The following is a 16811-nucleotide window of genomic DNA, read 5'->3' on the forward strand; positions in this document are numbered from 1 at the left end:
CACATCCACCGAGAAACTTTGGTTTGAGTGATTCCACTGATTCAGGATCTTGTTTCGACGACAGGTTGCGACAAGCACGCCAAGGCGACCGCCATTCCTTGGGCGAGATCCTTCAATCGTATCGAAAGTATTTGATCTTCTTGGCCCGATCAGGACTACATCACCATATGCAGGGCAAAGCCGACCCGGCGGACGTCGTGCAAGAAGTCTGTTTAGCAGCCAGCGACAGCTTCGAGGATTTTCGCGGCAATTCGACAGAGGAATTCGCTAGCTGGCTGCGTGGCATTTTGTCAAACGTGCTGGCGATGCAAGTGCGGCGGTACCTGGGCACGCAAAAACGTGACCCTCGGATAGAACAAGCACTCAATCAAGGCCTTCTTAGCGCATCGAGTTTCTTGCATTCGAATTTGGCTGGTGACTTCACGTCGCCAAGCCAACACTTTGCTCGCAACGAAGCCTTCCTGCGGATGGCCGAAGCACTGGAAACGTTGCCTAAACATTACCGGCAAGTGATCGTGCTGCGTCACGTCGATAATTTGTCGTTCAACGAAGTTGCACAGCAAATGGATCGGTCGGTCGACAGTGTCGAGAAACTGTGGGTGCGAGCCCTTGCGCAGTTGAAGCAATCCATCGGGGACGAGTGAATGAGTGTCAACGACGCAACAGATGACCATCACGCCAACGACGAATCTGATCAAGACGATCGCGTCGTCAATGCCGTCAAGCAATACATGTCGATGCTGGATGCCGGTCAAGCACCGTCGACCGAAGACTTTTTGAATCAACATGCCGAGATCGCCGACCAACTGCGTCCGTCGCTCGACGGTTTGGCGCTGGTGCATCGCGCGGCCGCACCCAAGCAATCGGGAATGGCCGCCGCCCCCGATGCCGAATTCACGTCCAAGCCGATTGGCGATTTTCAAATCGTGGGCGAACTCGGACGAGGCGGCATGGGTGTCGTTTATGAAGCGATCCAGTTGTCGCTCGGTCGTAGAGTCGCATTGAAAGTGCTGCCCTTTGCAAGTGGGCTGGACGAAGTGCGGCTGCAGCGATTTCGCAACGAGGCACACGCCGCCGCGGCTTTGCACCACACGAACATCGTCCCGGTGTACGCCGTCGGAAGCGATCGCGGCGTTCACTTCTATGCCATGCAATTGATCCAAGGCCAAACGCTGGCCGACGTCATCGAGCAAATGCGCGAGGTGAATTCGTTTCACCGTGATTCGCCCGACGCTGTTATCGAAGCGAATATCGACACGACCACTGGCGAACGCGACGCCCGCGCCCCCGTCAAAGCTCGATCCAGCGATGCGTCACGCGGGACGACGCACTCTCGTCCGAACGAGTCGACATTGTTGAATACGCATGCGGATCGATTGCGATACTATCGCACCGCCGTAAAGATGGCCCATCAAGCGGCGATGGCGATTCAGCACGCGCATCAATACGGCGTCATTCACCGTGACATCAAGCCCGGCAACCTTTTGCTGGACGCCGCGGGGCAAATTTGGGTAACTGATTTCGGATTGGCGCAAATCCAATACGCCGATTCCAACATGACGCGAACGGGCGACCCAATGGGGACGCTCAAGTATATGAGTCCAGAGCAAGCGGCTGGCAAACGCGGCGAGATGGATCATCGAACCGACATCTATTCGCTGGGAATCACGCTGTACGAACTTTTGACGTTGGAACCCGCGATCAAAGGCGACAACTATCGCGCCATGTTGAATCAAGTCGCCGAACACGAACCGTCGTCGCCAAAATCGATCGTGCCGTCGCTGCCGATCGAGCTGGACACGATCGTCCGCAAAGCGATCGCAAAGGCGCCTGCCGATCGATACGCTTCGGCGCAAACGTTCGCTGACGACTTGCAGAGCTGGCTCGACGATAAGCCGATCGCCGCCAAGCCACCGTCGGCTTTGGAACGACTGGCAAAGTGGCGTCGTCGCAACAGCGGACTGGTCGCGACGGCTAGCATTGTGTTGATGGCGGCAACGATCGGACTTCTGGTCACGACGCTGATGATCTATCGCGCACTCGACCGCGAGACTCAGCAACGAGAATTGGCAGAAGAAAGTTTTCAACAAGCAAAATCCGCAGTCGACCAATTCAGTAGCCTCAGCGAATCGGAGCTCGCTTATCATCCCAATCTTCAACACTTGCGACGTAGCTTTTTAGAAACATCGCTCGGCTTCTATCAAGACTTCCTAGAACACCGATCGGCCGATCCGGGGGCGTCCAAAGAGCTGGCGATGACGTCCAACCGTGTGCAAAAGATGGTAGAAGAACTGCGGTTGCTCGATAACATCGAACCGATGCTGATGCTGTCCAACAAAGCGGTACAGGACGACGTCGGCGTCGATCAAGAATCAGCAACCGCCATGACGGCTGCTGTAGAGAATTTTCAAACGCAACGAGAATCGTTGGCGGTGCGATATGTCGGAAGCCTGCAATCCGACGACAGCGAAATGAGTGACCTGCTTCGCGCATTCGAAAAAGAAATGTCACAGTACGTCAGCACGTCCCAAGTCAACCGGCTTCGACAGATCGCCCGGCAACAGGGATTGCCCTTCATCTTCATGAGTTCGGAAGTCGTCGTCGAACTTGGTCTGTCGCAAGATCAGCGCGAAGCGATCAGCCGAATCATCGAAGAGACGCGGCCCGGTCGTGGTGACGACGACCGACGCCCCGGTGGTGATCGGCCGGGTGATGATCGCCCCAGCAATGATCGCCTCGGTGATGGGTTCGGTGGCGATCGGCCACCACGACACGGGTTTGGTGGCCCGCCGGGTCGCTTCGGAAGTTTCGAAAGAGCTTTCTCGCCAGTGACACGAAATACGGTGAAACATATCCTCCAAATACTCACGCCCGAGCAGCGTGAGAAATGGAATGCGTTCGTCGGCGAACCCTTCCGTCCTTAAGAGATCGGCTTTGCCGATGCCGATTCAACCGTGGGGATCGCGTTGAGTGCGGCAATCAATTGGCTGGCATCGAAACCTTCGCGCGCCTCGTAGCGATAGACCAGTTCCAATGCTCCACCTCGCCGCGCCGTTTCGGCACTGATCAGTTTGTAGGATTCCGTCATACGGTCCAACTCGGCGTCCCAAGCACCGATGGTATGCAAACCGACTTTCAACGTCAGTCGCCACGATTTCTTTAGCAACACAGGTGACTCGGCTGCCACTTTCGGCTTCCTGTAAATCAGTGTCGCCAATCCGATGGCGATCAGTCCCAAACCGGACACCCAATATTGCCCGGCACCCACCGCCATCCCGACGACGACGGCCGCAAGGACAAATGCAACGTCACGCGTCTCGGGGACAGCAGTACGAAAACGGACGATCGAAAGGGCGCCAACCAGGCTGAACGCGCGGGCGATATTGTCGCCAATGATCTGGGTCGCCATCGCAATTAGGATGCTCATCAGGATCAGCGTCAGCGACAACGTGTCGGCCGAACCCGCGGGTCGCTTGCTGCGCGCGATCAGCGCAATCACCCATCCGCAAGCCCACGCGGCGACTAGACGAGTCGCCAGCGTGGCAATGTCCGCGTCCACTTCAGTCGAAACGGTGGTTAGCCAGTCAGGCATTGGCTCGTTCCTCGGCAAATACCGTCGCTCAGGCTGCCCGCCAACGAATCCGAAATCCCCTTGCAACCCAGTCCGCTACGCTCGACAGCCGCGCGGTACTTTGAAAAGCCCGTCGCGGGGATCGCAAACGTTCGCAACAGTTCTTTGAACAAGTGAGGCATTTGGTTGAGGAACTTCAATTCAAGAATTTCGATGTCCGCTGTGTCGATACGCGCTGTGCGATTCGCGTTGTCGGACGACGCCGCGACTTGCCAACCGTTCGCGGGACTTGCTTGTAAATGACTGTCGATCGTCAACCGTAAGCTCTCGCCGCCGAGGGTCGACGTTCGCGCGAAGCGGCGGTAGTGAACTTGAACGGTGGGCTGCAAACGACGCTCAGCGATCCGGCTGACAAACCAATCGCCACACCACAGTGTCGGTTCCGAATCGTCGGTCAACCGACGGACCACTTCATCTTCGCTTGTCGCTGATCGGTTCTTCCTGACCACATTCGCTTTCTTGCGTTTGGTTTCGATCCACAAGGTCGAATCGTCACCGTAGCGACGGATGCGATGTTTCGCTCGTCCAATCTCACCCGTGCGATGAAACAAATCCATTTCGGGCGTGTCCAAGTACAGCGTATTGACGTCGTAGCTGTCACCGAGCGATGCATTGCAGTGGCGGTCGACGCCAAGATGTTCACGCGCCCACCGCCGCACTTCGCACGACAGATGAGCATCAAGCGTGTATTTCAGTTCGATGCGTTTGTCGTGTACCTGAGCCTCAGTCATTGAGTCTTCTCCAACAAGTATTTACGTCGTCCATCTGCAAACTCTTTCAGGTTCATGCTGCCGTGACCACCCCGAGCTTCTTGGGGTTGGTCGGCGTTTTCCGTGACGGTCGTCGGGCGGGTGGCTGCGACAAACGCTTCATAAGTTCCTAGCTTTCGCGTTTCAGCCTTGATTGCCTCATCAACCAGCGACGCCTGTGAAGCGACGAACGGACCCACGTTGTTCCAGTCAAGCGACGTTTCGGCAATCTTGCGAACCTTGGCCAAGTACTGAGCGCGGAACGCGGGAACTGCCAACAGCTTGCTACGAAGCGGCTTGGTGGGGTCTTCCATTCCGATCAACGGATCAAGCTCCAGCGGCGACGAAGCGTTCGATGCACGATCACGGTCTGGCTCGCCTCGTCCACCTTCCGGGCGACCGTCATCGGGACGTCCACCTTCAGGACGAGTACCATCGGGGCGACCACCCTCCGCACGGGCACCGTCTGGCCGTCCGCCTTCGGGGCGACCACCGTCCGCACGATCAGGGCCGCGACCACCAAAGCCACGCCCGCCCCTGCCTCCAGGACCACCTGGGCCACCTGGGCCACCTGGGCCACCAGGTCCACCGGCGCCACGAAACGCCTCGTTCATGTCGTGCGCGATGAAATGAAACTTGTCGTTCTTGTCCAAGTAAATGTTGTAATCACTCGCGCGGATCCAATAGCCATCTGAGTTGATCAGCGAGTTGTCGAGCGCCAAGAACGACAACAATTCATCGATATCGACAAGTGGTTCCAATACCGCGGGTAGATCTTCTACTGGCGTTTGATCCAGCACGCGACAAAGCTCGATCAACTTGGCTGTCGCCTTCTTTCCGCCGGACTTCTGTTCGTAGGGATGGCCGTAGTTCTTCGGATCTTCGCCGCGATAGTCCAAGCCACCGCCTCCGCGTGGCGAACCGCTGACTTTCCATCGTGCCCCTTCATCGGACTCGTAGTTCTCTCTCAAGAAATCTTTGTTGAACTGTTGCACGTTCGAATAGACGCCCCAATTTTCACCATTGATGACCACTCGAACAAAGTTCGCTTTCATCGCTGGCATGAATTGGCGCGCGATGTGCGAATACAGCACGCTGCTCATCATCGTCTCGTCGCTGGAACCGTTTAGCAGGTTGAGCGTCTTGTAGCCGAGCAGTCGTTGATCTTCGTCCGCCATATCCATCGAAACGTTCAGCGAACGTTTGTATCCGGCAGGGACCATGCCGTACGACGACGCGCCACGAAAGTGGATGCCGACGTTGGGATAGGTTTTTCCGTCTACGGTCAACATCGCTGCAACGTCCACATCGCTCCCGTGGAAATCCTCAAGCTCCTTTTCCCAGTCTGAATTTTCAAAGTCGATGAAGATCGTCCGAAGCACGCTGGTGTCGTACAGTTCGGCTTGCGAAGGCTGAACCGACGACTTCGCGACCTTCATCCCTTCAGTTGCTTCGGGACGTCCGCGCCCCGCGCCACCGGGTCCGCCACCACCACCGGGTCCGCCACCACCACCGGGGCCACCGCCACCACCAGGGCCGCCGAATCTGCGTCCGCCGTCCGGTCCACCGCCAGGACCGCGTCCGCCTGGCCCACCACCAGGCCCGCCACCTGGCCCGCCAAATCCGCGTTGTTGCGATGGGTTCTCTTTTACAAACGCACGAGCTTGCTTCCGCTCGTCGGTATCCAGCCAGCCATTCTTGTCGGCATCGAATTGATCCAGCAATTCAACATCGGCTCCGCCAGGACCCCCAGAACCAAAACCAGGAGGCTGGGCTTGCGCCGCGTCAATCAGACCGAGCGACATGACAACGAAACTCGCAACGAGTTTCGGACGAGCGGGGAACAACCATCGAAACATGAAGGAAAGCCTAGACAGATGAGGTTTGCTGCGGTGCACGATCGGCGCCCGCTAAGATACACGTTGCCTTTGTCACAAGAATCCGCCACAAAATTTTGAGACTTCTCTTGATTCGTTTGACGCACTGGACCGCCGCCGTGCAGTAGTCTGGTCGAGATTGCAAGGCGGTTTTCCTAAGCTATTGCAACCACTGTTACAAATACGAGTCGTTTTGCATCGAAATTCCCATTGAACTGGAAACCTGAAATGAGCCGTTCGCCTATCTCCCGTCGGTCTGTGCTAGCAGCTGGCTCGATGACATTGTTTGCGACCCCAGGATTGTTTGCGGAAGAGTTATCCGTGACGCCCCGATTGACCGAAGGGCCGTTCTATCCCGATCATCTGCCCTTGGATCAGGACAACGATTTGATTCTTATCAAGGACAGCACGACTGCGGCGGTGGGCGAGATCACGCACCTGACCGGAAAAATCTTGACGTCCGCTGGGTCGCCTGTGCGGAACGCGACGATCGAGATCTGGCAGTGTGATGCTAACGCCGTCTACCTGCACTCGCGCGACAGCGACAAGAAGAAGCAACAGCAAGATCAGCACTTCCAGGGATTCGGAAAGTTCGAAACGGACTCGACCGGCGAATATCGTTTTCGCACGATCAAGCCGGTCCCCTATCCCGGTCGCCCGGCGCCCCACATTCACATCAAGATCAAGCAAAACGATCGCGACGTTCTCACGACGCAACTGATGATCCGCGGTCACGAGGGCAACGCGCGCGACGGAGTGTTGCGAGGCACCGGCGAAGGCGTCAATCGAGACCTGCTGATGGGTGACTTCAAGCCTGTGCCAGACTCGAAGATCGGCGAGTACGCATGCAGCTTCAACATCGTCCTTGGTCAAACGCCCGATGATCGCCAGATTCAGCAGCGTTAGTCGCTCCTCTCGGGACCTGACGTAAGCTGATCTGCGATATCAGGAAATGGCGATGTAGTACATCACGCCGACTGCACCAACTCCGGCAATTGCGGTGATGATCCCCTTAGTGCGGCGGACTCGCAGGAAAAAGATCAGCATCAAACCGCTCAACGCAACCAACGCTGACACAATCGCCGAGATGTCGATGACGACCGACCACGCCCGGCCACTGTTTCGTCCCTTGTGCAAGTCATTGAAAATCGAAACCAAATCGTTGGTGGTGACGGCGACCGTGTATTCGCCGCTGGGACGCATGATTCTCGCAATCGCGGTGTATCCGGGCCCTTGGAAGGTCAGTTCGGCGTCCTCTTCGTAGCCAAAAAAATCCGTCACGGTGCCACGCAGCTTATGTCGCGAACGCAACAGCTCCGCGACTTCTAGTTTGTCGATTTGATGTGCGAAATCCGACTGATCCCAATCGATCGGTGGCGCCGTGCCGTTGTTCAGCAGCGACACGTCGAGCGTACCCGATTGCTCGGTGGTGCTCTCGCTGAAGAACCAATCGGGATGGTTCAGCGTCAGCCCTGTGATGCTGAAGAAAAGGATCGCCGCAAGACTGAGCAACGACAAATAGATATGCAGCCAGCGACTCCACAAAGCGGCAAAATGTCGAATGGGATTCCGCGCGGAATGTGTCATCGTTGAACGCGTCCTTGGGGGCCGCGATGGAAGGAATCGAATTCAACGCGTCCGCGTAAAACGGGGACCCGAGCAACAAGGTGTCTATTTGAACGTAACAGTAGCGGCTTCGATTTCGATGTTTCCAGGCAACGTCGCCTCGAACGGCTTGTCGCCGAACTCGAACGGATACTTCATCACTTGATAGGTGCCGTGTTCACGAGCGGCTTCGACGTACAAGGTATAGCTGCCGGGTCGAACGGTGTTTCCGCTGTCGTCGTTTCCATCCCAAGCGAACTTGTATCGTCCTGGATTTCGCGTCGGTTTTGAAATCGTACCGATCAGTAACTTGTCGTCAACGAGTCTTCGCATCTGGTCACTCGCGTACCAGTGGCGGAGGTCGCGGTGCCAACGCGGGCCAGGATTATCTGCCATCAAAAACAGTCCAAGCGTCCGGATAGGAAATCCGTCTTTGTCTTCGATCCAAACCGCGACGTAGGGGCGGCGATAGCGACGACTCTCGTCGGGTTTGCTGATTGAAATTTCAACCAACATCTCGTGCTTCGCTTTCGCATCGCTCGTATCATCCGCGTTTGAGATCACGTCGCCGGGCCAATTCAGGCTTTGGGACATAAAGCCCGTAGCCGTCACGAGCAGACATTCGACGTCGCGGAGCGAATTGACCATCGCAATGCTCTCTGCGATCGGCAGCACACTGCAAATCGTCGCTAATACATCCGCCGTTTCGGCATCCTTCGCGATCACCGTCGCACTGATCGTCGTTTGCATCGGTTGGCCAGTGCGCGGGTCGATGAGATGTGAGCGAGAGGTTCCGTCGATCACGAAGCCTCGCTCAGAGCTTCCGCTGGTCGCGACGGACTGGCCTCGGATGGCCAGTTTTCCGATCGGCGCCGAACCAATGGCGTCGGATTTCGGATCGGCGATCGAAATGATGTGTGTCGAATCACCAGCGACTCGAACGTCACCACCAATGTTGACAACGATCCCTGTCACTCGATCGCACTCTGCGAGCACGCGTTTGCAAACGCCGTCGATGATGGTTCCCTTCGCAATGGCGTTAAGCGTCAAAGGTTCGGCGGTCAGTCGCGTGACTCGATTGGCGATCGGATCGATTCGCCAATGCTTTGTGGAGACCGCGCGAACTTTTGACGCGAGCGTTTCGGGCGTCGGCGACTTGCCGGTTTGTTGAGCGTCGTTCCAAATTCTCGATAGAGATTCCATGGCCGGGCTGAAAGCACCGCCGGACACAACACCCCACTGATCGCAGGCTTGCAGCGTCCGCAACAACTCAGGCGAAACCAGCATGGCTTCGTCGATCTCGAGTGAACAAAATTTTGCAAACTCGCTTGTGGAACTGTAGCTGCTAAATACTTCGGCAAGTCGATCAAGTTCATTCAGGGCCACGGACTGGGCCGCCTTTGCGTTCTCGATCGTATCGGTGGTCAGCCGAAGTTCTAGCGAGCTGCCGAGGACGTTTTCATGATGGAATTCGAACTCTTCGGACACCGACGGCGTCGCGGAAAAGGGTGCGAAATATGCAATGAACACCAAAAACAGTGTCGACGGGAACGAGGATTTCATCGAGAGCCTGTGAGAAGAGCGAAGACAAAGCGATAAGCAAATCAAACCCCAACGATGCCAGAATGTTTCTGGGAGTACACGGAAATCAACAAAGTCTCTGCTTTTATGGGCTTTTGCCTACGTCGTCATCCCGTCTCGACTCGGTGAAACAAGCGTCAAGAATCTTCGTGACGTTTTGCCTGGAAATCGCCCTATTGAAGGAGTGGCGGGCCGACGTGGTCGCCACTTCTCTTCCCTTGTCACGTACACCGAGTTTCAAAATGTCTTGGAAACGAAACGTATTCTATTCTGCTCTCGGCGCCTCATCCGTCCTGGTGTTGTCGGCGGGCGACGTCAGTGCTCAATGTAGCGGCGGGGGCGGTGGGCCTCGGGGGATGTCGACGGGCAGCCCGACGTCGCTCGTATCCAACTTTCCTTACGCGTCCAATTCGCTGACGTCGAACTACCCTTCGTCGAGCTCGCTGATGGCCAATCCGTATCAACAAAGGGTGGCTCAAGTGCAAAGCCAAGCGAGCACGATGGCGTACCAAAACGAACAGCGCCAACGACTCTCGACGCTCGCTCGCGACGCACAAGCGATGCCTTTTCGCATGGCACGCGCCGAAGCAATGCGAGCCGCGCGTGCGGAACGCATTGCCGCGCGACTTAATCAGCGCGACTCGGGTCTTCCGCCATCGTCACGCGAATCGTACTCGCTGGCGTCCGTCGTCGCGAATTAGAGTTCGTATTGCATGGTCCATCGCGTGACTCGCGGTGATCTTTGCACGCCGTCATTGACGTGCCGCGACCACGCCCGCGCGAATGGACCGCCGGCCATTCCATCGAGTCACCGAAAACATGAATTGCAATGCACTCTTCTCAAATCGCCTTCGTCATTCCGCCGCCGGCGCGATCCATCGTCGTGCATCATCCACGGCAACCGACTCCGCCGCCCATCGCGTCACCGCCAAAGGCGGATCGACGTCAATTCAGATGGCGAACGGAGCCAATCACCAACGCGACTCAAGCGAACGTCGGCCAAACCCATTGCTTGCCCGCATTCCCATCGCGACGGGCTGCGGAGGGTCGACGCCTGGCCTGGTGGAAACCGCGGATGGCGAAGGTTAAGCAACGCGTCAAGGACTCGCCGTCCTGGTTGATCAGCCTGGTTGTACACTTGGTTCTATTGCTCGTCCTTGCCTTGATTTCGACGTCGTCGGGAAAAGTCGGACGCCTTTTGCTGACCATTCGCCAGGGCGACGATCGCGCGACCACCGAACTGGTCGAGTTCTCGATCGATCCGATCGACGTCAACGATTTCCCCATCGAAGATGCGTGGGAACCGGCGATCGATGTCGACATCAGTCCGGTCAGTGTTTTGGCGAACGTCGAACTCTCGTCGCTTTCGCTGGCGCCTGAACTGGCCGTGGCGTCCGCCGCAACCGCGACCAGCGAAGAAGAGTCCTCGTCCAAAGTCGCAATGATGTTCCGTGGGCGGACGGGAGCAATGAAACAGAAACTGTTGCGTGAAGCGGGCGGAACTCAGGCGACCGAAGACGCCGTTTCGTTGGGCTTAGAGTGGCTGAAGCGGCAACAACACAAAGGCGGAAGTTGGAGCCTGACGGGGCCCTACGCCGACGGAGCGCGCAGCGAGAATCGGGTCAGTGCAACCGCAATGGCGATGCTCGCGTTCATGGGATCCGGCAGCACGCACCGCAGCGGGCCGTATCAAAAAGAACTTTGGCAAGCCGTGCGATGGTTGGTCAAGCAACAGGATCGCCAAGGGTTCATGGTCGCTCAAGCCAACGAGCACGAAAAGATGTACGCACAAGCTCAGGCCATGATCGCGCTGTGCGAACTCTACGCAATGACCGGCGACTCGTGGATTCGACCGTACGCTCAAGCATCATGCGACTTTGCCTGCCGCGCCCAATCACCCCAAGGTGGTTGGCGGTACCGGCCACGATACGACAGCGATACGTCCGTGACGGGTTGGTTCGTGATGGGACTTAAGAGCGCCGAAGCGGCTGGTCTTGACATTGATCCCTACGTTTGGCCCAGGGTTGAAAAGTATCTCGACTCGGTCAGTGCTCGCTCCACCGACAACTACTACGCCGTCGGCTACTCCTACAAAGTCGGCGACATCACATCGCCGTCGATGACCGCCGAAGGCTTGCTGTGTCGCCAATACATGGGTTGGCAGCGAAACATGCCGGGCATGGCCGAAGGCTTGGGCGCGCTGGCACAGAATCATCCGATCGACACTGGCGATCCCGACGTTTACTACTGGTATTACGCAACGCAATCGCTGCATCATTTCGGTGGCCCGCTTTGGACACAGTGGAACGAAAAGTTGAAAGTCGCATTGCCCGCCGAACAAGAACTGCGAGGCCGTGAAAAGGGCAGCTGGGATCCGATGAACGACGCCTGGGGCCGACACGCCGGACGCCTCTACACGACTTGCTTTTCGCTGTATTGCTTGGAGGTGTACTACCGCCACATGCCGCTGTACGACCCCGACGAAGTCACCCAAGCCGACGAAGAAATCTAGACAAAACACTTGCCTCATACCGGACCGCAAGCGGCCGCAACTTGCGGGGGAAGTCTAGTGCGATGAATGGATTCCGAAAAGTTTCTGTGACAACCGTTTTGCAAAAACGTCCCAATCGATAAGCCTCCCCAACCACAACACTCTTCTTCTCGTCCAACGCGCCGGAAAGAGCAAAGGAATCCGTCCATGTTCCGAAAACCGAAACCAAGCCAACGAAAACGCCGACTTGCCGCCGAACCACTCGAGGGTCGTCGACTGCTGGCCGCCAGTCTCGGTTGGGACGGACCTGGCCAAGGCAGTGCCGCGTTGACGTACTACGTCGCCAATTCACCGAACTCGCTTTCCCAAACCGAAACGAATGCCGCAATTGCCACGGCACTTGATGCGTGGTCCAGCGCGGCGGATATCACGTTCACGCCCACCAACCAACCGGGGCTTCGTGATTCGATCGACATCTCGTTCGTCAACATCGACGGCCCCGCGGGAACGCTCGCTCAAGCGTACTTCCCGGACGACGTGAACCCTGCTCGCATCGCTGGCGATATTCAGTTCGATATATCCGAAGCGTGGGAAGTCGGTAATTCACTCGGCCGCCAAGCATTCGACCTCGTCTACGTTGCCGTTCACGAAATCGGACACTCTCTTGGACTGGACCACACCAGCGAACTCGATAGCGTGCTGGCTCCGTTTGTTTCCGCCAACGAAGCCTTTACCAGCTTGGACGCTGCGGACGCCGCTGCGATTCAGGGCCTTTATGCGGCCGCCGATGGCGTGACCACGACGGACACCCCCGTGGTCGAGACGACCGTTGACGAAACCCCCAACACGGACCCGACTGATACCGGTGACACGGACAACCAGCCGTTTCCTCGCAATCGTTGGCGACGAGGTGGACGCTGGCACCGCTTTGGCGGACGACTCGAAGCAGAGAACGTTTTTCTGAACTATATCAATCCGACCGACGTCAACGGCGACAGCCAGACATCCGCACTCGATGCGTTGATGATCATCAATCAGCTCAGTCGATCGTCGTCGGGCGGCAATGCCGATGATGCAGAAATCGTTGGTCTATGCGACACCAACGGTGACGGCAGTGTCACCGCGCTCGACGCGTTGACCGTGATCAATGCAATGAACACGAACTCGGTAGCGTCGGTCACCACGACGAATATTACAGAAACGGATACGACCGAAACGGTTGACAACACCGAAGAGTTTGACGACACCGAAACGACGGATCAAACGATCGACGACGGCGGTGCGATTGACGATACCGATGTCGAAGGCGTGGACGACCAGGATGGGGACGACGAGAACTGCCACCAAGACGGACATCATCGCTCGGACGCGATCCACGTCGGACTGTTCGGTAAGAATGCAGAATCTCTGATTTCACGTTTCGACACCGACGGCGATGGCGCGCTGTCACAGTCGGAAGTTCCAACGCAGTTGTTGGACAAGCTGACGGAACTGGAAGTGGATTCCGACGCCGATGGGTTGATCACGCTTGACGAATGGAACGTCGCGATGGAATTAGCACGTCAAGAAGCGTTCGCGGCAAAGGACTCCGATGGCGACGGACTGTTGGCCGAAGCCGAAGTGACTTCACGTTTCTGGGCCAATTTTTCGGCGGCTGATATCGACGGTGACGGTGGAATCTCGTTCGGCGAACTCGATGTGTTCGTTGAAGAACGAGAAACCGAACTGACCGGAACACGCGAACACAGGCATGTCCGACGTAGCAGCAACGAAGAAATCTTCTCGCAACTGGGGTCCGACCGACCGCAACGATCACGCGGTCGTCGATAGCATCGATTGCGGGCGTCGCGATTGCCAAAGACGTCTCCGCCGAGCAAGGTCAGATAAATCGTGCCCGCGCCACATGCGATCGCATACGCCGGGCCTTGTGTCGGATCGGAGTGATAACTGCCCACGCCACGCTCGGGTGTCACCGTCGGACCCGTCATCAAGATTCCGGCTTCGCTGATCGGTCACCAGACTAACATTTGCTGGTGGCAACTGCGTCGCGGCCTCACCTCCCCAAACAATGTCCTTTCCTTGCACACGCAACTACGACAAGCTGACACCGAACGAGCAAGGTGGAAAGCGCCCGAGAGCGCAGCACAGGAAGAATTCGTCTTATAGTGGACAGGATGAATGGATAAGGACGTCGTGATCTAGTGGTCCGCCGCTGCCCATGTTCCGGGCTCAATCGCAGCAGGAGTAGCCAGACGTCTGGCCGCCGGATGAAACCCCGAACTCCGGCGAGTCCGCCTACCTGTATCAACATTGGCGCCGATAAAAGTCGTATGATGGCAGTTATCGGTTACCCTTGGATGATGCTCGTCTAGGAAAATGTGCGATGGCCAAGATTGCGATTATCAATCCGACGTTTGAAGTTTCTTATTGGGGACTCGAGCACGCCCAGCAAATCATGGGCAAACGAGCCAACATGCCGGTCGCGAGTCTTCCCTTGCTCGCGGCACTCACGCCAGCAGAACACGAAGTCACTCTGGTCGACGAGAATGTCGAGGAACTGAACTTCGACCAATTGGCACAGTTCGATATCGTTGGGATCACGGGGATGAGCGTCCAGCGGTTTCGTATGGACGAGATCGTCAACGAACTTGAATCTCGCGGTGCCTTCATCGTGGTTGGCGGCCCCTGGGTAACGGTCGAGGAAGAATGGTTCGATTCGCGAGTCGACGCAATCTTCATCGGCGAAGCCGAAACAACGTGGCCTCAATTCCTTATTGATTGGCAATCCGGTAATCACCAACGTCGTTATGAACAGGCCGAAAAGACCGACATGTCGACGGTCCCCACGCCACGACACGACCTGCTCAAAAATAAGCACTACATGTTCGGCAACCTCCAGTTCTCGCGAGGTTGCCCGTTCCAATGCGAATTCTGTGACATCATCGTCACATTTGGTCGCAAGCCTCGCATCAAGCAAGCGTCCCAGATTATCAAGGAACTGGAATGCCTTCGCAAATTGAAAATTCACATCGCATTCATTGTCGATGACAATCTCGTTGGCAACAAAAAGGCGATCAAACCGGTACTCGAAGAAGTCGCAAAGTGGCAAGAACGGCATGGCTACCCGATTGTCTTCAGCACCGAAGCGTCGCTGGACATGTGCGAAGACGACGAACTGATGGAACTGATGGCGCGCGCCAACATCCAGTCCGTCTTCATCGGAATTGAAAGCCCGGACGAGGAGTCGTTGAAGGAAACGAAGAAGTTTCAAAACGTTCGAGCTCGCGGCGGCACGATTCTGGAAAAGATTCACCAGATCCAAGATTTTGGCATCGAAGTCTGGTGCGGCCTGATTGTTGGCTTCGACAATGACACACCCGCGATTTTCGCGACACAACAGAAATTCCTTAAAGAGTCTCGCATCGCGCACGCGATGATCGGCTTGCTCCACGCGATCCCGAAGACTCCGCTCTACGATCGGTTGAAGGCGGAAAATCGATTGGATTTAGCGATTGAGCACGAGTTTGGAACGAACGTGATCCCCAAACAGATGACCCGTGAACAACTTCGCGACGGCTATCTGGAAACCATGCGTGATGCCTATGAACCGGAAACATACTTTGATCGCCTTGACCAGCTTTTCGTTCATGACGGCTTTAAGTTCCGAACGTTTGAGACACCGCACTTTCGCAAGCATCGTTGGTTGCGAATTCGCCAGCACTCGTTCTTCCTGGTCGGCTTTCTCTACGTTTTCTGGAAGCTAATGCGAGGGATCCCGGACGCCGATTTGCGCCGCACCTATCGCGCGCGTATTTTCAATGCGATGTGGAAACGCTGGACGTATCCACCGGTGTGCTTTTTTTACGCGATCAAGTGCGCGATGCATTACCATCATCACAAAATGACAACGGACATGATCCAGTCACCTGACAAGTTTGTTTCTTCCTACGGCAAAGCGATGCGCACCGACAAGAAACAGACCTGCAACACACCTCACGTCGTCACCCTTCCGCCCCCACAAGACTCCCAAGCGAAACCCGTCGAGATGCTACAGTGATTGCGAGGGCATCGTCGGAAGCGAATCGGTCATAACTGTGCGAAATGACTTGCGTGCCGATTCGTCTGGTGAAAAGCCGGTGCGATTGAACTTCGGAATCCAGATCCAAGCCAAAGAGATAAAGGACGCTTTGTTCTTGATCGGCGGGCCGTCGTGTGCACGCGACGGCTATCCGCGGTCTTGCGTTGTGTCACATTGAAGTGCAGTGCTGAGGATATCCCAGTCAATCGGATCTTCTCGGAGGCACGTCGTCTGAAGACCGGCATACGATTCGACCATCCGGACCACGATCTTCCGGCCTTGCAGGAATTTGTGCAAATTTTGGTGTTCGGCAAGGAAATGCGGTAGATGCCGGATCACCTCGGAAGTAATCAACTGCATCCGCTCGATCGTATTTGTTGCGGTTGGCGAGGCTGCGTAAAGCCGGCTGCTTTCGTCAGGATCGACGAAGAAAGCGATCCCACAAAAAACGATAGCTTGCCCGTCAATAAATCTTGGTTTCAAAGCGTCCGCATCCAGTTCGTCCGTGAACTCAGCGAACGTATTGCTACCGCCATTCAAGGTAAGATCAGTGCGTGTGAACCAGGATGCAGCACAGGTGAAGACAAGTACAACGCCCAGAATGAAGGCCGAATCCCAAGATTCCGCCCAAACAGCAAAGAGCACCGAAATGGCAGTCGCACCGATAGGGATCAGCCACCCGCGTGATGGCGGAGCGACCTTTTGCTGCAACTGCGTTGGTGGAGGGGCGTACGGGTTGGGCATTGGATGCGTCTGGATCGGCGAAGATCGTTTACTGGACAGCGCCACTTCGGATAGG

13 protein-coding genes are annotated in these 16811 nt (G+C 56.4%); 7 read left to right on the plus strand and 6 right to left on the minus strand.

Features of this window, described 5'->3' with window-relative positions:
- Positions 1 to 23: 23 nt before the first annotated feature.
- Complete coding sequence (locus tag Poly51_RS21175; RefSeq protein WP_246114665.1) at positions 24 to 644, plus strand: sigma-70 family RNA polymerase sigma factor; 621 nt, start codon at positions 24 to 26, stop codon at positions 642 to 644.
- Entirely contained in the window at positions 645 to 2924 is a 2280-nt protein-coding gene (locus Poly51_RS21180; RefSeq protein WP_146459901.1) for a serine/threonine protein kinase, read from the plus strand. It begins immediately after the preceding gene.
- Here Poly51_RS21180 and Poly51_RS21185 read toward each other — a convergent pair.
- From Poly51_RS21185 to Poly51_RS21195, 3 genes are read right to left on the minus strand one after another with little or no spacing between them, the layout of a single operon-like run.
- The gene (locus Poly51_RS21185) at positions 2921 to 3592 is read right to left on the minus strand and encodes a DUF4956 domain-containing protein (RefSeq protein ID WP_146459903.1); all 672 of its coding nucleotides are present in this window, start codon (positions 3590 to 3592) and stop codon (positions 2921 to 2923) included. The genes Poly51_RS21180 and Poly51_RS21185 overlap by 4 nt on opposite strands.
- A complete protein-coding gene (locus Poly51_RS21190) occupies positions 3577 to 4362 on the minus strand; it encodes a polyphosphate polymerase domain-containing protein (RefSeq protein ID WP_146459905.1) in 786 nt (261 codons plus the stop codon). Before Poly51_RS21190 ends, Poly51_RS21185 begins: the two co-directional genes overlap by 16 nt.
- Positions 4359 to 6185: a CotH kinase family protein gene (locus tag Poly51_RS21195; RefSeq protein ID WP_246114666.1), complete on the minus strand. Its 1827-nt coding sequence runs from the start codon at positions 6183 to 6185 to the stop codon at positions 4359 to 4361. The genes Poly51_RS21190 and Poly51_RS21195 overlap by 4 nt, the downstream gene beginning before the upstream one ends.
- 300 nt (positions 6186 to 6485) lie before the next feature.
- Between Poly51_RS21195 and Poly51_RS21200 the strand changes: the two genes are divergently transcribed.
- Complete coding sequence (locus Poly51_RS21200; protein ID WP_146459909.1) at positions 6486 to 7163, plus strand: dioxygenase family protein; 678 nt, start codon at positions 6486 to 6488, stop codon at positions 7161 to 7163.
- A 39-nt stretch (positions 7164 to 7202) separates the two neighbouring features.
- Here the strand turns inward: Poly51_RS21200 and Poly51_RS21205 are convergent, their stop codons facing one another.
- Together Poly51_RS21205 and Poly51_RS21210 are read right to left on the minus strand one after the other, a co-directional pair.
- Positions 7203 to 7844 carry a PepSY-associated TM helix domain-containing protein gene (locus Poly51_RS21205; RefSeq protein WP_146459911.1) on the minus strand — a complete coding sequence of 214 codons (642 nt, stop codon included), beginning with the start codon at positions 7842 to 7844 and terminating at the stop codon, positions 7203 to 7205.
- A gap of 84 nt (positions 7845 to 7928) precedes the next feature.
- Complete coding sequence (locus Poly51_RS21210; protein WP_146459913.1) at positions 7929 to 9425, minus strand: DUF2271 domain-containing protein; 1497 nt, start codon at positions 9423 to 9425, stop codon at positions 7929 to 7931.
- 260 nt (positions 9426 to 9685) lie between these two features.
- Here Poly51_RS21210 and Poly51_RS31385 point away from each other — a divergent pair, with 260 nt between their 5' ends.
- The 4 genes from Poly51_RS31385 to Poly51_RS21230 all read left to right on the plus strand — a co-directional run bounded on the left by Poly51_RS31385 (position 9686) and on the right by Poly51_RS21230 (position 15991).
- Positions 9686 to 10144, plus strand: a complete 459-nt coding sequence (locus Poly51_RS31385; protein ID WP_246114667.1) for a hypothetical protein — start codon at positions 9686 to 9688, stop codon at positions 10142 to 10144.
- A gap of 128 nt (positions 10145 to 10272) precedes the next feature.
- Positions 10273 to 11955, plus strand: coding sequence for a prenyltransferase/squalene oxidase repeat-containing protein (locus Poly51_RS21220; protein ID WP_246114668.1), 1683 nt, complete (start codon positions 10273 to 10275; stop codon positions 11953 to 11955).
- A gap of 186 nt (positions 11956 to 12141) precedes the next feature.
- Entirely contained in the window at positions 12142 to 13764 is a 1623-nt protein-coding gene (locus Poly51_RS21225) for a matrixin family metalloprotease (RefSeq protein WP_146459915.1), read from the plus strand.
- A gap of 553 nt (positions 13765 to 14317) precedes the next feature.
- Complete coding sequence (locus Poly51_RS21230) at positions 14318 to 15991, plus strand: B12-binding domain-containing radical SAM protein (protein WP_146459917.1); 1674 nt, start codon at positions 14318 to 14320, stop codon at positions 15989 to 15991.
- Between the two features lie 168 nt (positions 15992 to 16159).
- On the opposite strand, the gene Poly51_RS21235 is transcribed toward Poly51_RS21230, so the two are convergent.
- Positions 16160 to 16756 (minus strand): hypothetical protein, encoded by a 597-nt coding sequence (locus Poly51_RS21235; RefSeq protein ID WP_146459919.1) that lies wholly within the window; start codon positions 16754 to 16756, stop codon positions 16160 to 16162.
- Between the last annotated feature and the right edge of the window lie 55 nt (positions 16757 to 16811).

This window comes from Rubripirellula tenax, assembly GCF_007860125.1.
Classification (GTDB): Bacteria; Planctomycetota; Planctomycetia; order Pirellulales; family Pirellulaceae; genus Rubripirellula; species Rubripirellula tenax.

Coding starts and splice junctions, on each gene's coding strand:
- Poly51_RS21195 (WP_246114666.1), bottom strand. CDS start 6,185: ATGTCGCTCGGTCTGATTGACGCGGCGCAAGCCCAGCCTCCTGGTTTT.
- Poly51_RS21185 (WP_146459903.1), bottom strand. CDS start 3,592: ATGCCTGACTGGCTAACCACCGTTTCGACTGAAGTGGACGCGGACATT.
- Poly51_RS21180 (WP_146459901.1), top strand. CDS start 645: ATGAGTGTCAACGACGCAACAGATGACCATCACGCCAACGACGAATCT.
- Poly51_RS21225 (WP_146459915.1), top strand. CDS start 12,142: ATGTTCCGAAAACCGAAACCAAGCCAACGAAAACGCCGACTTGCCGCC.
- Poly51_RS21205 (WP_146459911.1), bottom strand. CDS start 7,844: ATGACACATTCCGCGCGGAATCCCATTCGACATTTTGCCGCTTTGTGG.
- Poly51_RS31385 (WP_246114667.1), top strand. CDS start 9,686: ATGTCTTGGAAACGAAACGTATTCTATTCTGCTCTCGGCGCCTCATCC.
- Poly51_RS21230 (WP_146459917.1), top strand. CDS start 14,318: ATGGCCAAGATTGCGATTATCAATCCGACGTTTGAAGTTTCTTATTGG.
- Poly51_RS21235 (WP_146459919.1), bottom strand. CDS start 16,756: ATGCCCAACCCGTACGCCCCTCCACCAACGCAGTTGCAGCAAAAGGTC.
- Poly51_RS21190 (WP_146459905.1), bottom strand. CDS start 4,362: ATGACTGAGGCTCAGGTACACGACAAACGCATCGAACTGAAATACACG.
- Poly51_RS21210 (WP_146459913.1), bottom strand. CDS start 9,425: ATGAAATCCTCGTTCCCGTCGACACTGTTTTTGGTGTTCATTGCATAT.
- Poly51_RS21200 (WP_146459909.1), top strand. CDS start 6,486: ATGAGCCGTTCGCCTATCTCCCGTCGGTCTGTGCTAGCAGCTGGCTCG.
- Poly51_RS21220 (WP_246114668.1), top strand. CDS start 10,273: ATGCACTCTTCTCAAATCGCCTTCGTCATTCCGCCGCCGGCGCGATCC.